Source organism: Streptomyces barringtoniae (genome assembly GCF_020819595.1).
Taxonomy (GTDB): Bacteria; Actinomycetota; Actinomycetes; order Streptomycetales; family Streptomycetaceae; genus Streptomyces; species Streptomyces barringtoniae.
On the sequence record NZ_JAJHNP010000002.1, the window covers coordinates 264,967 to 281,118 of the forward strand.

At 71.3% G+C, this 16,152-nt stretch carries 14 protein-coding genes; 1 reads left to right on the plus strand and 13 read right to left on the minus strand.

Annotated features, from left to right (window positions below; genetic code table 11):
- Positions 1-27 precede the first annotated feature (27 nt).
- The 6 genes from LMU33_RS03590 to LMU33_RS03615 form a co-directional block, all read right to left on the minus strand.
- Complete coding sequence (locus LMU33_RS03590) at positions 28-1,407, minus strand: aldehyde dehydrogenase family protein (protein ID WP_228617272.1); 1,380 nt, start codon at positions 1,405-1,407, stop codon at positions 28-30.
- Positions 1,404-2,408 (minus strand): proline racemase family protein, encoded by a 1,005-nt coding sequence (locus tag LMU33_RS03595; protein WP_228617273.1) that lies wholly within the window; start codon positions 2,406-2,408, stop codon positions 1,404-1,406. The genes LMU33_RS03590 and LMU33_RS03595 overlap by 4 nt, the downstream gene beginning before the upstream one ends.
- Before the next feature lie 61 nt (positions 2,409-2,469).
- A complete protein-coding gene (locus LMU33_RS03600) occupies positions 2,470-3,378 on the minus strand; it encodes a dihydrodipicolinate synthase family protein (RefSeq protein WP_228617275.1) in 909 nt (302 codons plus the stop codon).
- An 84-nt stretch (positions 3,379-3,462) separates the two neighbouring features.
- A complete protein-coding gene (locus LMU33_RS41325) occupies positions 3,463-4,923 on the minus strand; it encodes an FAD/NAD(P)-dependent oxidoreductase (RefSeq protein WP_228617277.1) in 1,461 nt (486 codons plus the stop codon).
- Positions 4,904-5,218, minus strand: coding sequence for a (2Fe-2S)-binding protein (locus LMU33_RS03610; protein ID WP_228617279.1), 315 nt, complete (start codon positions 5,216-5,218; stop codon positions 4,904-4,906). Before LMU33_RS03610 ends, LMU33_RS41325 begins: the two co-directional genes overlap by 20 nt.
- Positions 5,219-5,254: 36 nt before the next feature.
- Positions 5,255-6,403 carry an NAD(P)/FAD-dependent oxidoreductase gene (locus LMU33_RS03615; protein ID WP_228617281.1) on the minus strand — a complete coding sequence of 383 codons (1,149 nt, stop codon included), beginning with the start codon at positions 6,401-6,403 and terminating at the stop codon, positions 5,255-5,257.
- 148 nt (positions 6,404-6,551) lie between these two features.
- On the opposite strand from LMU33_RS03615, the gene LMU33_RS03620 reads away from it, so the two are divergent.
- Positions 6,552-7,517, plus strand: a complete 966-nt coding sequence (locus LMU33_RS03620; RefSeq protein WP_228617282.1) for a LysR family transcriptional regulator — start codon at positions 6,552-6,554, stop codon at positions 7,515-7,517.
- Positions 7,518-8,020: 503 nt separating this feature from the next.
- Here LMU33_RS03620 and LMU33_RS03625 read toward each other — a convergent pair.
- The 7 genes from LMU33_RS03625 to LMU33_RS03655 all read right to left on the minus strand — a co-directional run bounded on the left by LMU33_RS03625 (position 8,021) and on the right by LMU33_RS03655 (position 16,011).
- The gene (locus tag LMU33_RS03625) at positions 8,021-9,217 is read right to left on the minus strand and encodes a M6 family metalloprotease domain-containing protein (protein ID WP_228617284.1); all 1,197 of its coding nucleotides are present in this window, start codon (positions 9,215-9,217) and stop codon (positions 8,021-8,023) included.
- Between the two features lie 64 nt (positions 9,218-9,281).
- A complete protein-coding gene (locus LMU33_RS03630; protein WP_228617286.1) occupies positions 9,282-10,562 on the minus strand; it encodes an alpha/beta fold hydrolase in 1,281 nt (426 codons plus the stop codon).
- Positions 10,559-11,581: an ABC transporter ATP-binding protein gene (locus LMU33_RS03635; RefSeq protein WP_228617288.1), complete on the minus strand. Its 1,023-nt coding sequence runs from the start codon at positions 11,579-11,581 to the stop codon at positions 10,559-10,561. The genes LMU33_RS03630 and LMU33_RS03635 overlap by 4 nt, the downstream gene beginning before the upstream one ends.
- A complete protein-coding gene (locus LMU33_RS03640) occupies positions 11,578-12,399 on the minus strand; it encodes an ABC transporter ATP-binding protein (RefSeq protein WP_372477863.1) in 822 nt (273 codons plus the stop codon). Before LMU33_RS03640 ends, LMU33_RS03635 begins: the two co-directional genes overlap by 4 nt.
- Complete coding sequence (locus LMU33_RS03645) at positions 12,396-13,388, minus strand: ABC transporter permease (RefSeq protein WP_228617289.1); 993 nt, start codon at positions 13,386-13,388, stop codon at positions 12,396-12,398. The genes LMU33_RS03640 and LMU33_RS03645 overlap by 4 nt, the downstream gene beginning before the upstream one ends.
- Positions 13,385-14,332: an ABC transporter permease gene (locus tag LMU33_RS03650; RefSeq protein ID WP_308280747.1), complete on the minus strand. Its 948-nt coding sequence runs from the start codon at positions 14,330-14,332 to the stop codon at positions 13,385-13,387. The genes LMU33_RS03645 and LMU33_RS03650 overlap by 4 nt, the downstream gene beginning before the upstream one ends.
- Positions 14,329-16,011 (minus strand): ABC transporter substrate-binding protein, encoded by a 1,683-nt coding sequence (locus tag LMU33_RS03655; RefSeq protein ID WP_228617291.1) that lies wholly within the window; start codon positions 16,009-16,011, stop codon positions 14,329-14,331. The genes LMU33_RS03650 and LMU33_RS03655 overlap by 4 nt, the downstream gene beginning before the upstream one ends.
- Between the last annotated feature and the right edge of the window lie 141 nt (positions 16,012-16,152).

Genomic DNA, 16,152 nt, shown 5'->3' on the forward strand with positions numbered 1-16,152 from the left:
CCCTCACCGGAGCGCCAGGGTACAATGTCACGTTGTTTTGTCGGGTGCCAGGGTGTACGTGCGGCTCGTGGTGTAGAAGCCCAGGGCAGCCCTGCCCTGCTCCCTCGGGCCGTGGCTGGATGCCTTCGTGCCGCCGAAGGGCAGATGGAAGTCGACACCGGTGGACGGTGCGTTGACGCGGATCATGCCGGTGCCGAGGTGGTCGAGCCCGTGCAGCACCGCGTCGAGGCCGGCCGTGTGAACCGAGGTGACCAGGCCGTAGGGGCTGGAGTTGGTGATCCGTACGGCGTGGGACAGGTCGTCCGCGGGCAGCAGCGCCGCGATGGGACCGAAGACCTCCTTCCGCAGGAGCCGGTGGTCCGGCGGGACCTTTTCCACGAGGGTGGGTGACGTGTACCAGCCGTGACCGGGGGCAGCGGGGCCGCCGACGAGCACCGGGAGGCCGTAGGAGGTCCCCTCCACTTGATCGCGCGCGTGCTCGCTGATCAGGGGGCCGCACATCGTGGCCGGGTCGGCGGGGTCGCCCACGGGAAGCGCGCGCAGTGCCTCGGTGAGGGCCTCGCGCATCGGGTCGAGGGCGGCGCCGACAGCGATCACGCGGCTGGTGGCGGTGCACTTCTGCCCGGCGTAACCGGCGATCGCCGAGGCGATGTGGGCGGCGGCCCGGCCGATGTCGGCGTCGGGCAGGACGATGGCCGCGTTGAGCCCGCCCATCTCGGCCTGGACCGGGATACCCCGGGCGGTGGCGGCGCTGACGACCGCGTCGCCGACCTCGGTGGAGCCGGTGAAGGAGACCACGTCGGCGGTGGAGACGACGGCCTCGCCTTCGGCGGCGCCGCCGGGGATCATCGTGAACACCCCTGAAGGCAGGGCTCTTTGGAGGATCTCGGCCAGGCGCCGGGCGCACGCGGTGGCCTCGGGGGCCGGTTTCAGGACGACCGAGTTGCCCGCCGCCAGCGCCGGTGCTGCCTTCCAGCTGAGGATGGCGAAGGGGAAGTTCCAGGGTGTGATCAGCCCCGCGACGCCGTGCGGGCGGCACCGGGTCAGCAACAGCCCCTGACCCTGGGCGGTTTCGTGGACGGCGCCGGTGGACTCGAAGGGGGCCTGGGCGTAGTAGCGCCAGATCGCGGCGGTGCGTGCCACCTCGGCCCGTGCTTCGGTGAGCGGCTTGCCCACTTCGCGTACGGCGAGTGCCGACAGTTCTTCGGCGAGGGCCTCGATGCTCTCGGCGACCGCGGTCAGGGCTGCCGAGCGGGCGGCCGCGCCGCCGGTGAGCCAGTCGGGCTGGGCGGCGCGGGCCCGCTCCACCGTGTCGGCCGCGGCGAAGGCGCCGGGCGTCGGGATCCGCATCACGACATCGGAAGGGTCGGCCGGATTGCGGGAGACGACGGGAGAGGACTCGGTCATAGGAGGAAGCCTCCGGGGAAGGGGTCGTCCGGATCGAGGAAGTACTGGGCGGTGCCGGTGATCCAGGCGCGACCGGTGACGGTGGGGATGACGGCCGGGACCCCGCCGACCCGGCTCTCATCGACCAGGCGGCCGGTGAACCGCGTGCCGATGAAGGATTCGTTGACGAAGTCGCGGTTCAGCGCGAGCTCGCCGCGGGCGTGGAGCTGGGCCATGCGGGCCGAGGTGCCGGTGCCGCACGGCGACCGGTCGAACCAGCCGGGGTGGATGGCCATGGCGTGCCGCGAGTGGCGTGCGTCGGACCCCGGCGCGGCGAGGTAGACGTGTTTGACGCCGCTGATCTCCGGGTGTTCGGGATGGACGGGACGGTCCGGCGAGGCGTTGATCGCGCCCATGACGGCGAGGCCGGCGGCGAGGAGGTCGTCCTTGCGGGCCCGGTCGAAGGGCAGCCCGAGTGCGTCGAGTTCGACGAAGGCGTAGAAGTTCCCGCCGAACGCGAGGTCGTACGTCACCGTGCCGTACCCGGGAACCTCGGCCTTGCGACCCAGGCCCACGCAGAACGCAGGCACGTTGGTGAGCGTGACCGCCTTCGCCCGGCCGTCCTCGACGTGCACATCGACGGAAACCAGCCCGGCCGGGGTGTCCAGCCGCACCGTGGTGACCGGCTCGACGACCGGTACCATCCCGGTCTCGACCAGGACGGTGGCCACCCCGATGGTGCCGTGCCCGCACATCGGCAGCAGGCCGGAGACCTCGATGAACAGGACCCCGTAGTCGGCGTCGGGGCGGGTCGGGGGTTGCAGGATCGCGCCGCTCATGGCGGCGTGGCCGCGCGGTTCGTACATCAGGAACGTGCGGATGTGGTCCAGGTGCTCGATGAAGTGGAGCCTGCGCTCGGCCATGGTGGCGCCGGGGATCATCCCGACGCCGCCGGTGATGACACGCGTCGGCATGCCCTCGGTGTGCGAGTCGACGGCATGGAAGACGTGACGTGTACGCACCGATGTCCCTCCTTTCGTGGATCGGTATGCAGGACGGGTCTCGGGTCCGGTCAGGAGCCGGTCACCGATGGCCCTCGGCTACGGCCTTCTCGGTGGCCGCGCGCACCGCGGCCTCCATCTCGCCGGTGAGCGGGGAACGCGGCGGACGGGTGGGACCGCCATGCCTGCCGACGATGTCCATGGAGAGCTTGATCGACTGCACGAACTCCGTCTTCGAGTCCCAGCGCAGCAGCGGGTGCAACGACCGGTAGAGGGGCAGCGCCGTCTCCAGGTCCCCGGCGACGGCGGCGTGGTAGAGCCGGGCGCAGCTGGCGGGGAAGGCGTTGGGGTAGCCCGCGATCCAGCCGACGGCGCCGGCGATCGCCAGCTCCAGCAGGACGTCGTCCGCTCCGATCAGGAGATCGAGTTCGGGGGCCAGTTCGGCGATCTCGTACGCCCTGCGCACATCGCCGGTGAACTCCTTGACCGCGACCACGCTGCCGTCGCCGTGCAGCCGGGCGAGTAGCGCCGGGCTGAGGTCCACCTTGGTGTCGATCGGGTTGTTGTACGCCACGACAGGCACCCCCGCCTCGGCGACCTGGGCGTAGTGCGCGCGTACGGCGTGCTCGTCGGCGCGGTAGGCGTTCGGCGGCAGCAGCAGCACGGAGCCGCAGCCCGCTTCGGCCGCCTGCTCGGCCCAGCGGCGGGCCTCGGCACTGCCGTAGGCGGCGACCCCGGGCATGACCCGGGCGCCGTCGCCGGCCGCTTCGACGGCCGTGCGCACGACGCGGGCGCGCTCCTCGGCGGTGAGGGTCTGGTACTCGCCGAGCGAGCCGTTGGGGACCACGCCGTCACAGCCGTTGGCGATCAGCCGGCGGACGTGCTCGGCGTAGGCGTCGTAGTCGACGGAGAGGTCCGGCCGCAGCGGGAGGGCGGTGGCGACCATGATGCCGCGCCAGGGGCGATCGGGGTTCCAGGAAGTGGAGGTCACGTCGGTTGGTCCTTTGGTAGAGTGTGACATTTTACTCATGCGCCCGCTCGGTCCATGAGGTGTGACGAGCGGAGTCATGTGGATTCAGCCGTCGGGCTCGTCGGGCTCGTCGGGCTCGTCGAGCGAGGCGAGTGCGCCGAGCGGCACCGGGACGGCGAGCGGCCGGCGCTCGACGGACGGCGGCACCGTGCCGTCGTCGCCGCGTGCCGCGAGGCAGGCCACGGCGGTCCCGCACACGCGGCCCTGACACCAGCCCATGCCCGCTCGGGTGAGGAGCTTCGCCGTACGGGCGTCGCGGGCACCGAAGTCGGTGACCGCCTCCCGGATGCGGCCGGCGGTCACCTCCTCGCAGCGGCAGACGTCCGTGTCGTCCGTCAGCCACTCGCTCCAGCCGGGGCCGGGGGTGTGCGCGGCTGCCATGGCGTCGGCGAAGGCACGCATCCGGTCACGGCGACGGCGCAGGGTGCGGGCTCGTCCGTGCTCGGTGAGGAACGGTTTGCCGTGCAGCCGGGCGGCGACCGCGAGGCCGGCCAACTCTCCCTCCACACCTGCCAGTTGCGCGCCGCCGATGCCGCCGGTCTCGCCCGCTGCCCAGACGCCGGGGACCGAGGTCTGCTGCAGGTCGTCCAGCACGAGGGACGTGGTCGCGTCGGGTGCTCGCCGGGTCGCGCAGCCGAGGCTCGTGGCCAGGTCGATCTGCGGCACCAGCCCGTGTCCTACGGCCAGTGCGTCGCACGCGATGCGTCGCCCCGTTCCCGGAACCGGTCGCCACCGCGGATCGACGCGGGCGACGGTCACGGCCTCCACCCGGTCGGTGCCGTGCACCTCGGTGACCGCGCTGCGGGTACGCAACCGCACGCGATGACGCAGCAAGGCCGAAGCGTGTACCGCGGCCTCGGCGAGCTTGCGTGGATTGACGGCGAGGACATGCGGGCGGCGGGCATAGCCGAGATAGCCGGACGCCTCCACGACGGCGGGAACACGTGCCCCGGCCGCGGTCAGCGAGGAGGCCACCGCGAGCAGCAGCGGCCCGCTGCCCGCGACGACGATCCGTCTCCCCGGCAGCACCAGCCCGGACTTGAGCATCGCCTGGGCGCCCCCGGCACCCACCACCCCGGGCACCGTCCAGCCGGGAAAGGGCAGGTGCCGCTCGTACGCACCGGTCGCCAGCAGGAGCGCGCGAGCCCGCACCCGTACCGGGCGCTCATCCCCACCGTCGGCGCCCGTGACGGCGTGCACCGCCCACTGCTCCCCGCTCTCCCGCACCACGCTCCACACGTGGTGCCCGAGGAACTGCCCCACGTCGCTCTTCTCCAGACGTCGGCGCAGGCCGTCGAAGGCGGCCCAGTCGTGGTGCAGGGCCTGCGGCCGTACGGCGCCGAGGGCCGGGGCCGGGTGACGGTAGAACTGGCCGCCGAGCTGTCCCGAGGCATCCAACAGGGCGACGGACAAGCCCCGTTCCGATGCGGCGACGGCACCGGCGAGTCCGGCGTGGCCTGCGCCGATCACGGCCAGGTCGTACGGTTCAGACGCCGAGTCCGGCATGGCCGTGTCCCTCCTGGGTGGTGATCGCGTCACCGGGACGCGCGGGCAGCAGGCAGGCTCTTCTGTTGGGCTCGCCGTTGACGGTGGCCAGGCAGTCGTAGCACTGCCCGATGCCGCAGAAGGCACCGCGTGGGCGGCCGGTGTTCCGCGTGGTGCGCCAGGCGAGAATTCCGGCCCCCCACAAGGCGGCGGCGATGGACTGCCCGGGCATCGCGGTGACGGTGCGGCCGTCGACGGTGATCTCGAACGGCGTGCCGGGACGTGCCCCGACCAGTTCACCGGGGGTACGGGCCACTGCGGCCTCCTCTCGAGGAGTCGAAGAGCGGACGGGTCAGGAGACGGATGTGAAGCGGCCGGGGCTGAACGGGCCGACGTCCACAGCAGGTTGCTGCCCGGTCAGGAGCTGGGCGATGAGCAGTCCGGTGGCCGGAGCCAGTCCGATGCCCGCGCCTTCGTGGCCGCAGGCGTGCAGCAGTCCTGGCATGCGGGGATCGCGGCCGATCGCCGGCAGGTGGTCGGGGAGATAGGGGCGGAAGCCGGCGTAGGTCCGTATCGCCCGTACCCCGGCCAGCACGGGGAACAGGGTGGTGGCCTGGGCGGCGAGGCGGCGCAGCACTTCGGCCGACAGGGTGCGGTCGAAGCCCACCCGCTCCCGGCTCGCGCCGATCAGCACCGGGCCCGCCGCGGTTCCTTCCACCACGGCCGAGGTCTGGAGGGCGGCCGACCCGCTCGCCACGTCGGCGACGTAGTCCGCCGCGTACACCTTGTGACGCACCATGCGCGGCAGAGGTTCGGTGACCAGGACGAAGCCGCGGCGGGGCAGGACGGGCAGGTCGAGACCGGCACGTCGGGCAAGTTCGCCGCCCCAGGCGCCGGCCGCGTTCACCACCTGCGGGGCGTGGAGGGTGCCGGTAGCCGTCCGCACGCCGGTCAGGTCGCCGTCCGCCTGGGTGAGGAGGTGTGTGACCTCCTCACCCAGGCGGATCCGGGCACCTGAGGCGCGCAGCAGGTGAGCCGCGGCGAGGGCGGGCTGGACCTGGGCGTCCTGGGGGTAGTGGAAGCCGCCCGCCAGTGTGGGGGCGAGGTGCGGCTCCAGGTCGCCGAGCCGGTCGCACGGGATCTCCTCCGCCATGACTCCGGCCTTGTGCTGTCCGGTCGCGAAGTCCCGCAGGGCCTCCATCCCTGCCGCGTCGGACGCGACGACCAAGCCGCCCTTGGCCTCGTACTCGATCTGCGGTGGAAGGGATGCCGTCAGCTCCTGCCACAGCCGCGCGGACAGCAGGGCGAGTTCAAGTTCCGGCCCGGGTTCCTTGTCGGAGACCAGGAGGTTTCCCTCTCCTGCGCCGGTGGTTCCGCCGGCGACGGCGCCGCGGTCGACCACGGTGACCGAAAGACCGGCGCGGGCGGCGTAGTAGGCGCAGGCTGCACCGACCATTCCCGCCCCGACGACGATGACGTCCGAGGAATTACTCGTAGGCACGGGCAGTAATATTTCACATTGCACAGCGGCCTGCCAAGACTTCGAGTGAGCCTGACCTATCAGTGTCGGGTCATGTGTGACATTTCACATGGGACTGTGAGTCCCCATCCCTGCCGGAAAGCGCGTGCCGCTCCTTACCATCCGCGCCATGGATCTGGAGGTGCGGCATTTGCGAGTCATCTGCGCGATCGCGGAGGCCGGAAGTCTGACCCGTGCTGCCGCGACGCTGCGCATGACCCAGCCCGGGCTCAGCGCCCAGTTGCGGCGCATCGAAGCCATGCTCGGTGGGCCGATTTTCGACCGCGGGCAGACCGGTGCCGAACCCACCGCGCTGGGTGAGCTGGTGCTCACCCGGGCGCGGGCCATCCTGCCCGGCATCGACGGCCTGCTGGCCGACACCGCCCGCGCCGCCCGCTGCGGAAGCGCCCCCGGCCGCGTCCGCCTGGGAGCGGTGGGCGGGCCCCTGCTCGCCGATCTCGTCGTGACCACAAGGGAATTGATCCCTGGCTCGGACGTGACGACCCGATGCCAGTACTCCCCGTCGCCGCTGCTGGACGACCTCGCGGCAGGACGCCTGGAAGCCGCGGTCCTCGGCGACAACCCCGGCCACGAGCTCCCGCCCCGCGAGGGAGTGGTCCTGCGCCCGGTCGTCACCGAGCCGGTCTTCGCCCTGCTCCCGTCCACCCACCCGCTGGTCGTACGTGATGAGGTGAGCCTGACGGAACTCATCGCGGACGACTGGGCCATGCCCCACCCGGACAGCGACCGCACGCGGGAGTACTGGGCGTCCGTCTTCTCCCGGACGGGCCGTCAGCCGCGCACGCCCTACGAGGCGGAAGGCCGGCAACTGATCGACATCGTACGGACGGGCCTGGCGGTCAGCCTCTGTCAGGCGACCTTCATCGAGGTGCCCGGCGTCGCCGTGCGGCCGCTCGCCGGCAATCCGCTCTGGTACCGCCACGTGCTCGCCTGGCGCCATGACGGGCCGCTGGCCGCACAGGGCGACGAGATCGTCCGGAGGGTCGCCGAGGGATATCTCGCCACGTGTGCCGGCACTCCGGCCTACGCACGATGGTGCGGGCGCCATCCGGAGCTGCTGCGCCTGCTGGAGTGAGTCACGGCGCGGCAGGCGACGTGCCGAAATGATCGGCACGGTGAGCTGGAGGCGAGCCCGATGGACTCCCGTGTCGTCCCGGCTGACCGAGGCGCACATCTGCCCGGCCCCGGCAGTCGACCGACGACGCCGAACGCGGTTCGCGAGGCCGGGACACGCCCGCCGCGACCGCTGACCTCCACCTTGCCCGCTGCCTTCTGCTGGGGGCGCGATCCCGCGGCCACGGCCGAACCCTTCGAGAGTGCCCGCATGTTGTGGCACCCATCGGCCGCCCGACGACGTCGCCCGTGCCATGGAACGGAATCCGCGTGCCCTGCCCCCGGCCCATCCCTACGAGGAGGCCGTACCCGCTGCGCGAACTGGGCCTCGACCGGCCGGCGCTCCCCGGCCGCCGCGGCTACGGCGATCAGCTTCCCCGCGGGCAGGAGGTTCAACAAGCTCGGCGTCACCAGGGAGGGCGTCCGTGACGGGATTGCCCGCAAGGCGCTGTGACCGCCGGGGAATCACTGCTTGGTCATCGTGATCCGATCGTGAAGAGGGCCGCTGCCATCCACGTCGATCCGGACGCCGGTGTCGGGGTCGGTGAAGGACTGCCCGCTGTGGAAGGCCGCCATGTCCAGGGCCTGGCAGCCCGAGGGCGGGGTGGCGTCGGCGTTGCCGTTCACGACCTGGACCGGGCCGTAGCCGGTCTGGGTGGAGGAGTCCACCTTGTAGATGAGCACGCCGGTGGAACAGGCGTTGCTGTCCGCGTCGACGGCCCTGCGGGACTCGGCGACGTAGGCGGTGGTCTCGCCGGTACGGATCACCGCGATCTTCGTTTCGCCGGGGCTTTCGACGGCCTTGAGGAAGACGGTGCGGCTTCCGGCCGAGGGGAGACAGGCGACCTGGCCGTCGTCGATCCAGCCGAACTTCCACCGCTCCCAGCCGAGGTGCTGCGGGGCGGCGCCGGCGATATTGCCCATGAGGTCCCAGCCGCGGACGAAGCGGTGGTAGTCGGTGCCGGTGAACGCGTAGAGGTCGGGCAGGCCGAAGGTGTGGCTGGTCTCGTGGTCGGCGACCTTGAAGCCCCAGTGCCACATGTCCTGCCCGAACGTCACGGCCCACTTGATGCGCGTGCCGTCGGCGGTGACGCCCGCGGTGGTGGGGTCGTACAGGTACGTCGGTGAGAAGCTGATCGCGGAGGCCGACTTGGCCGGGACGATGTAGACCATGGCGTACTGGGAGAAGTCGACGTACGGATCCGCCGCGGCCACCGCCTGCCGGACGTACGCCTCGTGCTGCTCGAAGGTGATCCCGCGTTGGAAGCCGTAACTGGTGGAGTCCTGCGGCATCCGAACCCAACGGGCCAGCGGGGTGATGGCCAGCCGGGTCCGGCCGTAGGAGTCCCTCCTCATCCAGTCGCCGGCCGGGGCGAGTTCCCGGTGGTAGTCAGACGTGGAACCGGAAGCCTGGGCGTCGGGGAAGTCGACGAACAGCATGAGCACGTGCTTGGTGCCGAGGGGTCGCTGGAACTGGGTGTAGTCGGTGGCGTGGCCCTCGTCCGTCCAGCCGGTCCTGCCGGGGAGAGCACAGTCGGTGGCGGGAGCGGTGCCGTGCGCCGGCGCCGCGGTCGCTGCCGGAGCGGCGGCGGTGACCGACAGGAACGCCGTGGCTGCGGCGCCCGCTGCAAGGGCTCTGAGGCTCTTGATGGATCCGGACATGTCTCCTCTTCTCTCCTTGGGGCTGAGGGGAAGTACGTCAAGCAGGTGGGTGCGGGGGAGGACGTCAGGCCCGGTCGACGGCCATGTCCATCAGACGGGACAGCACGCCTTCGCCGGACGCGTTCACCCCGTCGTGCTCCCACTCGTTGGTGACCCAGGCGCGCAGCGCGCCGACCGAGCACGCGGTGGCCAGGGACAGCTCTGCGGGTACGTACATGTCGTCGTGGTAGATCGCGGCGGCCACCGGCACCTGGTTGGCGGCCAGCCGCGACGGTGCGTACAGCGCGGGCCAGTCGGCTCGCTCGGACAGCAGCCGGACCGCATCGTGGAACGGCCGTAGCCCGGCGATCTCCTCGAACATCCAGGGATAGAACATCTCGCCTGTGAACAGCAGCGGGTCGGCGTCCTCACCGAACTCCGGGCGGTTGGCGAGCGCCCGGGCGGCGGCCCAGTCGGTGGGCTTGCCGCCCTGCGCGAAGATGGATTCCTGGAGTACGGCGAAAAGGGGGTTGTCGACGAATCCCGTCAGGTTCATCACCTGCTGCAGGAAGGTCGCCGAGAGGTCGCCGTCGGTACCGACGGCTTCGTCCAGCAGCCAGTGCAGGCGCTCGGCTCCATCCCCCATACCCAGCACCAGGCCGAGGGTGCGCAGTCGCCGCACCGTGAGACGGTCGCCGTCGGGCAGGTGGACCGAGCGGCGGTCGAGGAGGTCGGCGATCCGCCGTACCAGCTCCCGGTCGCCGGGGTAACGGGCGTAGAAGGCGGTCACCTTCTCCCTGACCTGGGGATAGGTGGCCGTGTAGACGTCGTCGGCGGTGGCGTACAGGCCGGGGAGGCCGCCGGTGATGTAGCAGGCACGCAGTCCTTCGGGGGCCTGGGAGAGGTAGGTGAGGGTGAGGAAGCCGCCATAGCTCTGGCCGAGCGTCTCCCATGGCCCGTCGCCACACAGCTGGTGCCGGATCAGTTCCGCGTCGGCGACGATCGAGTCCGCGCGGAAGAAGGCGAGATGCGCCGCCAGTTTCCGGGCATCGGAGAACTGTCCTGCCGACCGGGCCGTGACCGGGGTGCTGCGGCCCGTGCCGCGCTGGTCCAGCAGGAGCACCCGGTGGGTCCTCAGGGCACGGGCGAGCCAGCCGGTGGTGGCGTTCAGGGGCCGCGGCGACTTTCCGCCCGGTCCGCCCTGCAGGTACAACAGCCAGGGCAGGCGCTCGCCGGCGCGCGCCGGGTCGGACACCTCCCGGGCGAACACCTGGATCGAGCGTCCCGCAGGGTCGGCGTGGTCGAGCGGCACGGTGAAGGTGTGGTCGGTGACGGCGAGGCCGGGCAGGCGGTAGCTGCGGCTCATGAGGTCCTTTCCTCGGCAGACGACTCGGAAAGCGGCACGGACATCTGCTCGGTCAGCGGCTCGGGGTAGTGGCAGGCGACCTCGTGGCCGGGGGCGATCGGGCTGAGCGCGGGCCGTTCGGTGGCGCAGCGGTCGGCCGCCCTCGGGCAACGGGTGCGGAACGGACAGCCGCTGGGCGGGGTGAGCGGACTGGGCAGGTCGCCGCGGAGCACGATCCGTTCCCGGGCCCGTTCGGCGTCCGGATCGGGCAGTGGTACGGCGGAGAGCAGGGCGTGGGTGTACGGGTGCGCGGCGCTGCCGTAGAGCGTGTCCCGGTCGGCCGTCTCCACGACCGTGCCCAGGTACATCACGGCGACGCGCGTGCTGATCTGACGCACCGCGCCGAGGTCGTGCGCGATGAACACGTAGGCGAGTCCGTACTCCTGCTGCAGGTCCTTGAGCAGGTTGAGGATCTGCGCCTGGACCGACACGTCGAGCGCCGAGACGGGCTCGTCGCACACCACCAGTTTCGGCCGCAGTGCCAGCGCCCGGGCGATACCGATGCGCTGCGCCTGGCCGCCGGAGAACTCGTGGGGATAGCGGGCGGCGTGCTCCGGCCGCAGGCCCACCCGCACCAGCAGGTCCTCCACCGGCTCGTCGGGAGTCAGCCCCTGATAGCGGTACGGGGCCGTCAGGATCTGCCGGACGGTCTGGCGGGGGTTCAGCGAGGAGAACGGGTCTTGGAAGATCATCTGCAGGTCGCGGCGCACGGGCCGCGGCAACGGCTCGTCCATGGTGGTGAGTTCGCGTCCGGCCACGCTGATCGTGCCTGAGGTGGGTTCGATGAGCCGGGTCAGCAGCCGGGCGACGGTGGACTTGCCGCAGCCGGACTCGCCGACCAGACCCAGCGTTTCCCCCGCGTCCACCCGCAGCGACACCCCGTCGACCGCCCTGACGTGCCCGGCGAGCCGCCGCGTCAGGCCGTGCCGTACGGGGAACCGCTTGACCAGGTCGTGTGCTTCGAGCAGGGGCGCGTTCACGCGGTCACCTCCGGCGTCGACAGAGTGGGCAGGCGATCGGGCAGCGGCCCGTCGACGCGGGGTACGCAGGCGAGCAGACCTTTGGTGTAGGTGTCGCGCGGGCGGTAGAACACCTCGCGGACCGGGCCTCGTTCGACCGCGCGGCCGCCGTACATCACGACGACCTCGTCGGCCAGGCCGGCGACCACCCCCATGTCATGGGTGATGAGCATGATCGCGGTGCCGGATTGCTCCCGTAGTTCCCGCAGCAGTTCCAGGATCTGGGCCTGTACGGTCACGTCGAGCGCGGTGGTCGGTTCGTCGGCGATGAGCAGGTCGGGCTCCAGGCACAGGGCCATCGCGATCATCACGCGCTGACGCATGCCGCCGGAGAACTCGTGCGGGTAGGCGCGGGCGCGGCGTTCGGGCTCGGGGATGCCGACCCGGTCCAGCATCCGTACCGCGACCCGGTGTCCCTCCCGGCGCCCGGCCCGGCGGTGTGCACGGTAGGCCTCGGCGATCTGGAAGCCCACCGGGTAGTAGGGGTTCAGGCAGGACAGCGGATCCTGGAAGATCATCGCGATCCGGTCACCACGCAGCCGGCGCAGCGCCCGCCCGCCCAGACCGGTCAACTGCTGTCCGTCGAAGCGGACTTCGCCCGTGACGTGGGCATCGCGCAGCAGACCCATGATGGCCAGGCTGGTCACGGACTTGCCGCTGCCGGACTCGCCCACCACGCCGAGCACCGACCCGGCGGCCAGGTCCAGTTCGAGTCCGTCGACGGCGCGCGCGCCGCTCGCGAAGTCCACGGTCAGGTCCCGTACGGTCAGCAGGGTCATCCCACGGCCCTCACTCTCGGGTCAAGGAGCGCGTAGACCAGGTCCACCGCGACGTTGGCGATCACGACGAACGCCGCGGCGAACAGCGTCACGCCGAGGATCACCGGCTGGTCGGCGCTGTTGATCGCGTCGGCCGCGAGCTTTCCCACGCCGGGCAGGCCGAAGACCGACTCGGTGATGAGGGCGCCGCCGAGCAGCGCACCGAGGTCCATGCCGAAGATCGTCACGATGGGCATCAGCGCCGGCCGCAGCGCGTGCCGGCGCAGCACGGTCGGCTCGGGCAGACCCTTGGCGCGGGCAGTGCGGACGTAGTTCTGGCCGAGGCTGTCGAGCATCTCACCGCGGGTGATCCGGGCGTAGATGCCGGCGTAGAGCATCGCCAGCGTGATCCACGGCATGACCATGGACTGAACCCAGCCGACCGGGTCCGCGGTGAGCGGGATCGCCTGCGGATAGGGCAACAGGCCCAGCTTGACGACGAGCAGGTACTGCAGCACCAGGGCGGTGAAGTACACCGGCAGCGAGACGCCGCCGAGTGCGGCCGTCATCGCCGCCCGGTCCCACAGGCTGCCGCGGCGCAGCGCGGAGATCACCCCGGCCGTGACGCCGACCAGCAGCCACAGCACCGCCGCGCCCAGGGCGATGGAGATGCTGACCGGCAGCCGGTCGGTGAGCATCAGCCACACGGGCTGGTCGGTCTGAAAGCTGAATCCCAGGCACGGAGCGGGACAGTGCACGGCCTGCGCACCTGTGCCGTACGTACGACCGGCCACGATGCCGACGAGGTAGTCACGGAACTGCACGACCACCGAGTGGTTCAGGCCCAGCGTGGTGCGGATCTCGGCAATGCGCTCCGGGCTGCACGCCTTGCCGCAGGCGCCCTGGGCCGGGTCGGCGGGCATCAGATAGAAGATGGCGAAGGTGGCCGCGCAGATCACCAGCAGGATCAGCGCCGTCGCGGCCAGTCTGCGCAGGACATAAAGGATCATCGGCGTCGGCTCCGGGGATCGAGTGCGTCCCGTACCGCGTCGCCCAGCACGTTGAAGGCGAGCACGGTCGCGAACAGGAAGCCGCCCGGGATGAGGAAGTAGACGGGGTCGGCGGCGTACCACGGCACCGCGGCGGCGATCATCTGGCCCCACGAGGGGGTCGGCGGGCGCACCCCGACGCCGAGGAAGGACAGGCCCGCCTCGGTGGCGACGTAACTGGGGATCGACATGGTCGCCACCACGAGGACCGGCCCACTCAGGTTGGGCAGCACCTCCCGCACCAGCAGTGCGCGCCTGGAGGCACCCAGCACGCGGGCCGCGGCCACGAACTCGCCGCGGGCCAGCACCATCGCCTGCCCGCGCACGATCCGCCCGACGTACGGCCAGCCGAAGAAGCCGAGCACGACGACCAGCAGCAGCTGCCGGTTCACGCCCGGCGCCGCGGAGATCAGCGCGATCATGAAGATGAGGGCGGGAAAGGACATGAGCAGGTCCATCAGCCTGCCGACGACGGTGTCGGTCCAGCCGCCGAAGAACCCGGCGGCCAGGCCGAGCGCCGTTCCGAGCGCCACCGACACGGCGGTGGCGAGCAGGGCGATCAGCAGCGAGACCCGGGCGCCGTAGACGACACGGGCGAGAATGTCCCGGCCGCTGCCGGGCTCGACGCCCAGCCAGTGCTGGGTGCTGATACCGCCTCCGGTGCCCCGCGGCAGCCCGCCGAGCGCCGGATCCACCGCGTCGGAGTGGAACTCGGTCGGGGACGAGCCGGCAGCCCAGGCGATCAGCGGGGCCGCGAGGGCGATGAGCACCAGGAGCACGACCACTGCCAGCGCCACCGTGGCGGAACGCTGGGCCAGCAGCCGGCGCAGCAGGGACGTCTCGTCCGGGCCGATGCGAGGTGGCGTGTCCGAGGACGGCACGGGGGCGGGGAGGGTGGCGGTCACTTGCGCAGCCCCAGGGAGACCAGGTCCAGGCGGCCGACGTAGGCGATGTGCCCGTAGGCGCCCGTGACATGAGGGCCGACCAGGACCGCCGCCTTGTCCCACAGGAACGGCACGACCGGGGCGTCACGCATGATCTGCTGGGCGAGTGAGCCGTAGGCGGTCGCGGCGGCCGCCGGGTCCTTCATCCGGGCGATCGCGTCGATACGGGCGTTGACGTTGGCGGAGCCGTACTGGGCGTGGTTGTTGTTGCCCTCGGGGGTGATCAGCCGGCCGTCGAAAACGAGGGGCAGGTAGGTGGAGGCGCCGGGCCAGTCGGGTGTCCAGCCATCGATCACCAGGTCGTGCTCCTGGGCGGTGTTGCCCACGGTGCTGTAGAACGCCGACGAGCTGATCGCGTTGATCTTCACCTTGATCCCGGCCTTGTCCAGGGATGCCTGCACGGCCTCGCCCTGCGCCTGTCCGCCGGCGGTGGCCGGGGCGTCGAGCGTGAGGCTGAGGCCCGAGGCGTGGCCTGCCTGGGCGAGCAGCGCCTTCGCCTTGGCCGGATCGCCCTTGCCGCCCGGGCTGGGGAAGGGATCGTCGGTGACGGCACCGGGCAGGGACGGCGGCAGCAGGGTGGTGGCCAGTTGGCCGGCTATCGGTCCGCCCCGGGCCGTGCGCAGTGCGTCCTTGTCCAGCGCGTAGGCGATCGCCCGCCGCACCCGGACGTCGTCGAGCGGCTTGTGCCGGGTGTTGATGCTCAGGTACCGCGTGTTGATCGACTCACCGGTGACCAGTCGCTTGCGCACTGCGGGGTTGGCCATCACCGGCCCGACCGAGGCCGGGCCGACCGGCTCGAAGGCGACGGCGTCCGCGTCCTGCCCCTGGGCGGCGATGAGCCGCTGGTCGACGACGGCCGGGTCGAGGTTGAGATCGATCACGACCTTGTCCGGCAGCCCCTTGCGCACGGTGTCGGTGGCAGGGCTCCAGTGGGTGTTGCGGACCAGCGTGAGCTGCTTCTTGGGTTCGAAGTCCCCGATCTTGTAGGGGCCGGAGGAGAAGGGCCTGCTGTCGTAGCGGACCCCGGTGTCCTTGTCCTGCGGAACCGGGGCGAAGATCGGCAGCGACACCGCGGAACCGAAGTCGGCCACCGGACGGTTGAGCTTGAAGACGATCGTCCGGTCGTCCGGGGTCTCGATCGAGGCGAGCCCGTGCTTGTTCTTGTAGGGGCCCTTGTAACTCCGCGCCCCTGCAAGCCACATGCGTGCGTACGGCGGCCCTTCGGGGAGTTCCGCGGCGAAGCTCCGCTCGACCCCGTACTTGATGTCCCGGCTTGCGATGGGCCGGCCGTCCTCGAACTTCACCCCCGCCTTGAGGGTGAAGGTCCAGGTGCGGGCCCCATCGCTCGGGCGGCCGGTGTCCGTTGCCAGATCCGGCACGATCTTTCCCCCGGAAGGCCCTGGTGCCGCCGCGTACGTCGTCAGCGTCCGGTAGATGAGGCGGCCCACGTCCTCGGAGGACGTGACGTAGTTGCGGGCGGGATCGAGGTGCTCCAGGTCGAGGCTGGAGAGCACGTGAAGCGTGCCCCCCTTACTTGCTGACGCGCCCTGCCCGTCGCCGCCGTCGGCTCCCCCGCAGCCGGCGACGGTGACGAGTCCGAGGGCGGCAGCCATGACCATCCCGGAACGTCGTGCTCTCACGGTGACTCCTATGTGATGTGACATTTCACTGTGGCCGTGCGCCAAGGGTGTACGTGACCAGGCCCACACGGCCAGCTCCCGGATCCCCAGAACATCGGGTTATGGACGCTGCTCCCGGGGGCATGAAGCGCTGCCGATACG

Excerpts from the sequence above, each read along its gene's own strand:
- LMU33_RS03590 (WP_228617272.1), bottom strand. The coding sequence starts at position 1,407 with ATGACCGAGTCCTCTCCCGTCGTCTCCCGCAATCCGGCCGACCCTTCC.
- LMU33_RS41325 (WP_228617277.1), bottom strand. The coding sequence starts at position 4,923 with ATGCCGGACTCGGCGTCTGAACCGTACGACCTGGCCGTGATCGGCGCA.
- LMU33_RS03620 (WP_228617282.1), top strand. The coding sequence starts at position 6,552 with ATGGATCTGGAGGTGCGGCATTTGCGAGTCATCTGCGCGATCGCGGAG.
- LMU33_RS03625 (WP_228617284.1), bottom strand. The coding sequence starts at position 9,217 with ATGTCCGGATCCATCAAGAGCCTCAGAGCCCTTGCAGCGGGCGCCGCA.
- LMU33_RS03630 (WP_228617286.1), bottom strand. The coding sequence starts at position 10,562 with ATGAGCCGCAGCTACCGCCTGCCCGGCCTCGCCGTCACCGACCACACC.
- LMU33_RS03640 (WP_372477863.1), bottom strand. The coding sequence starts at position 12,399 with ATGACCCTGCTGACCGTACGGGACCTGACCGTGGACTTCGCGAGCGGC.
- LMU33_RS03645 (WP_228617289.1), bottom strand. The coding sequence starts at position 13,388 with ATGATCCTTTATGTCCTGCGCAGACTGGCCGCGACGGCGCTGATCCTG.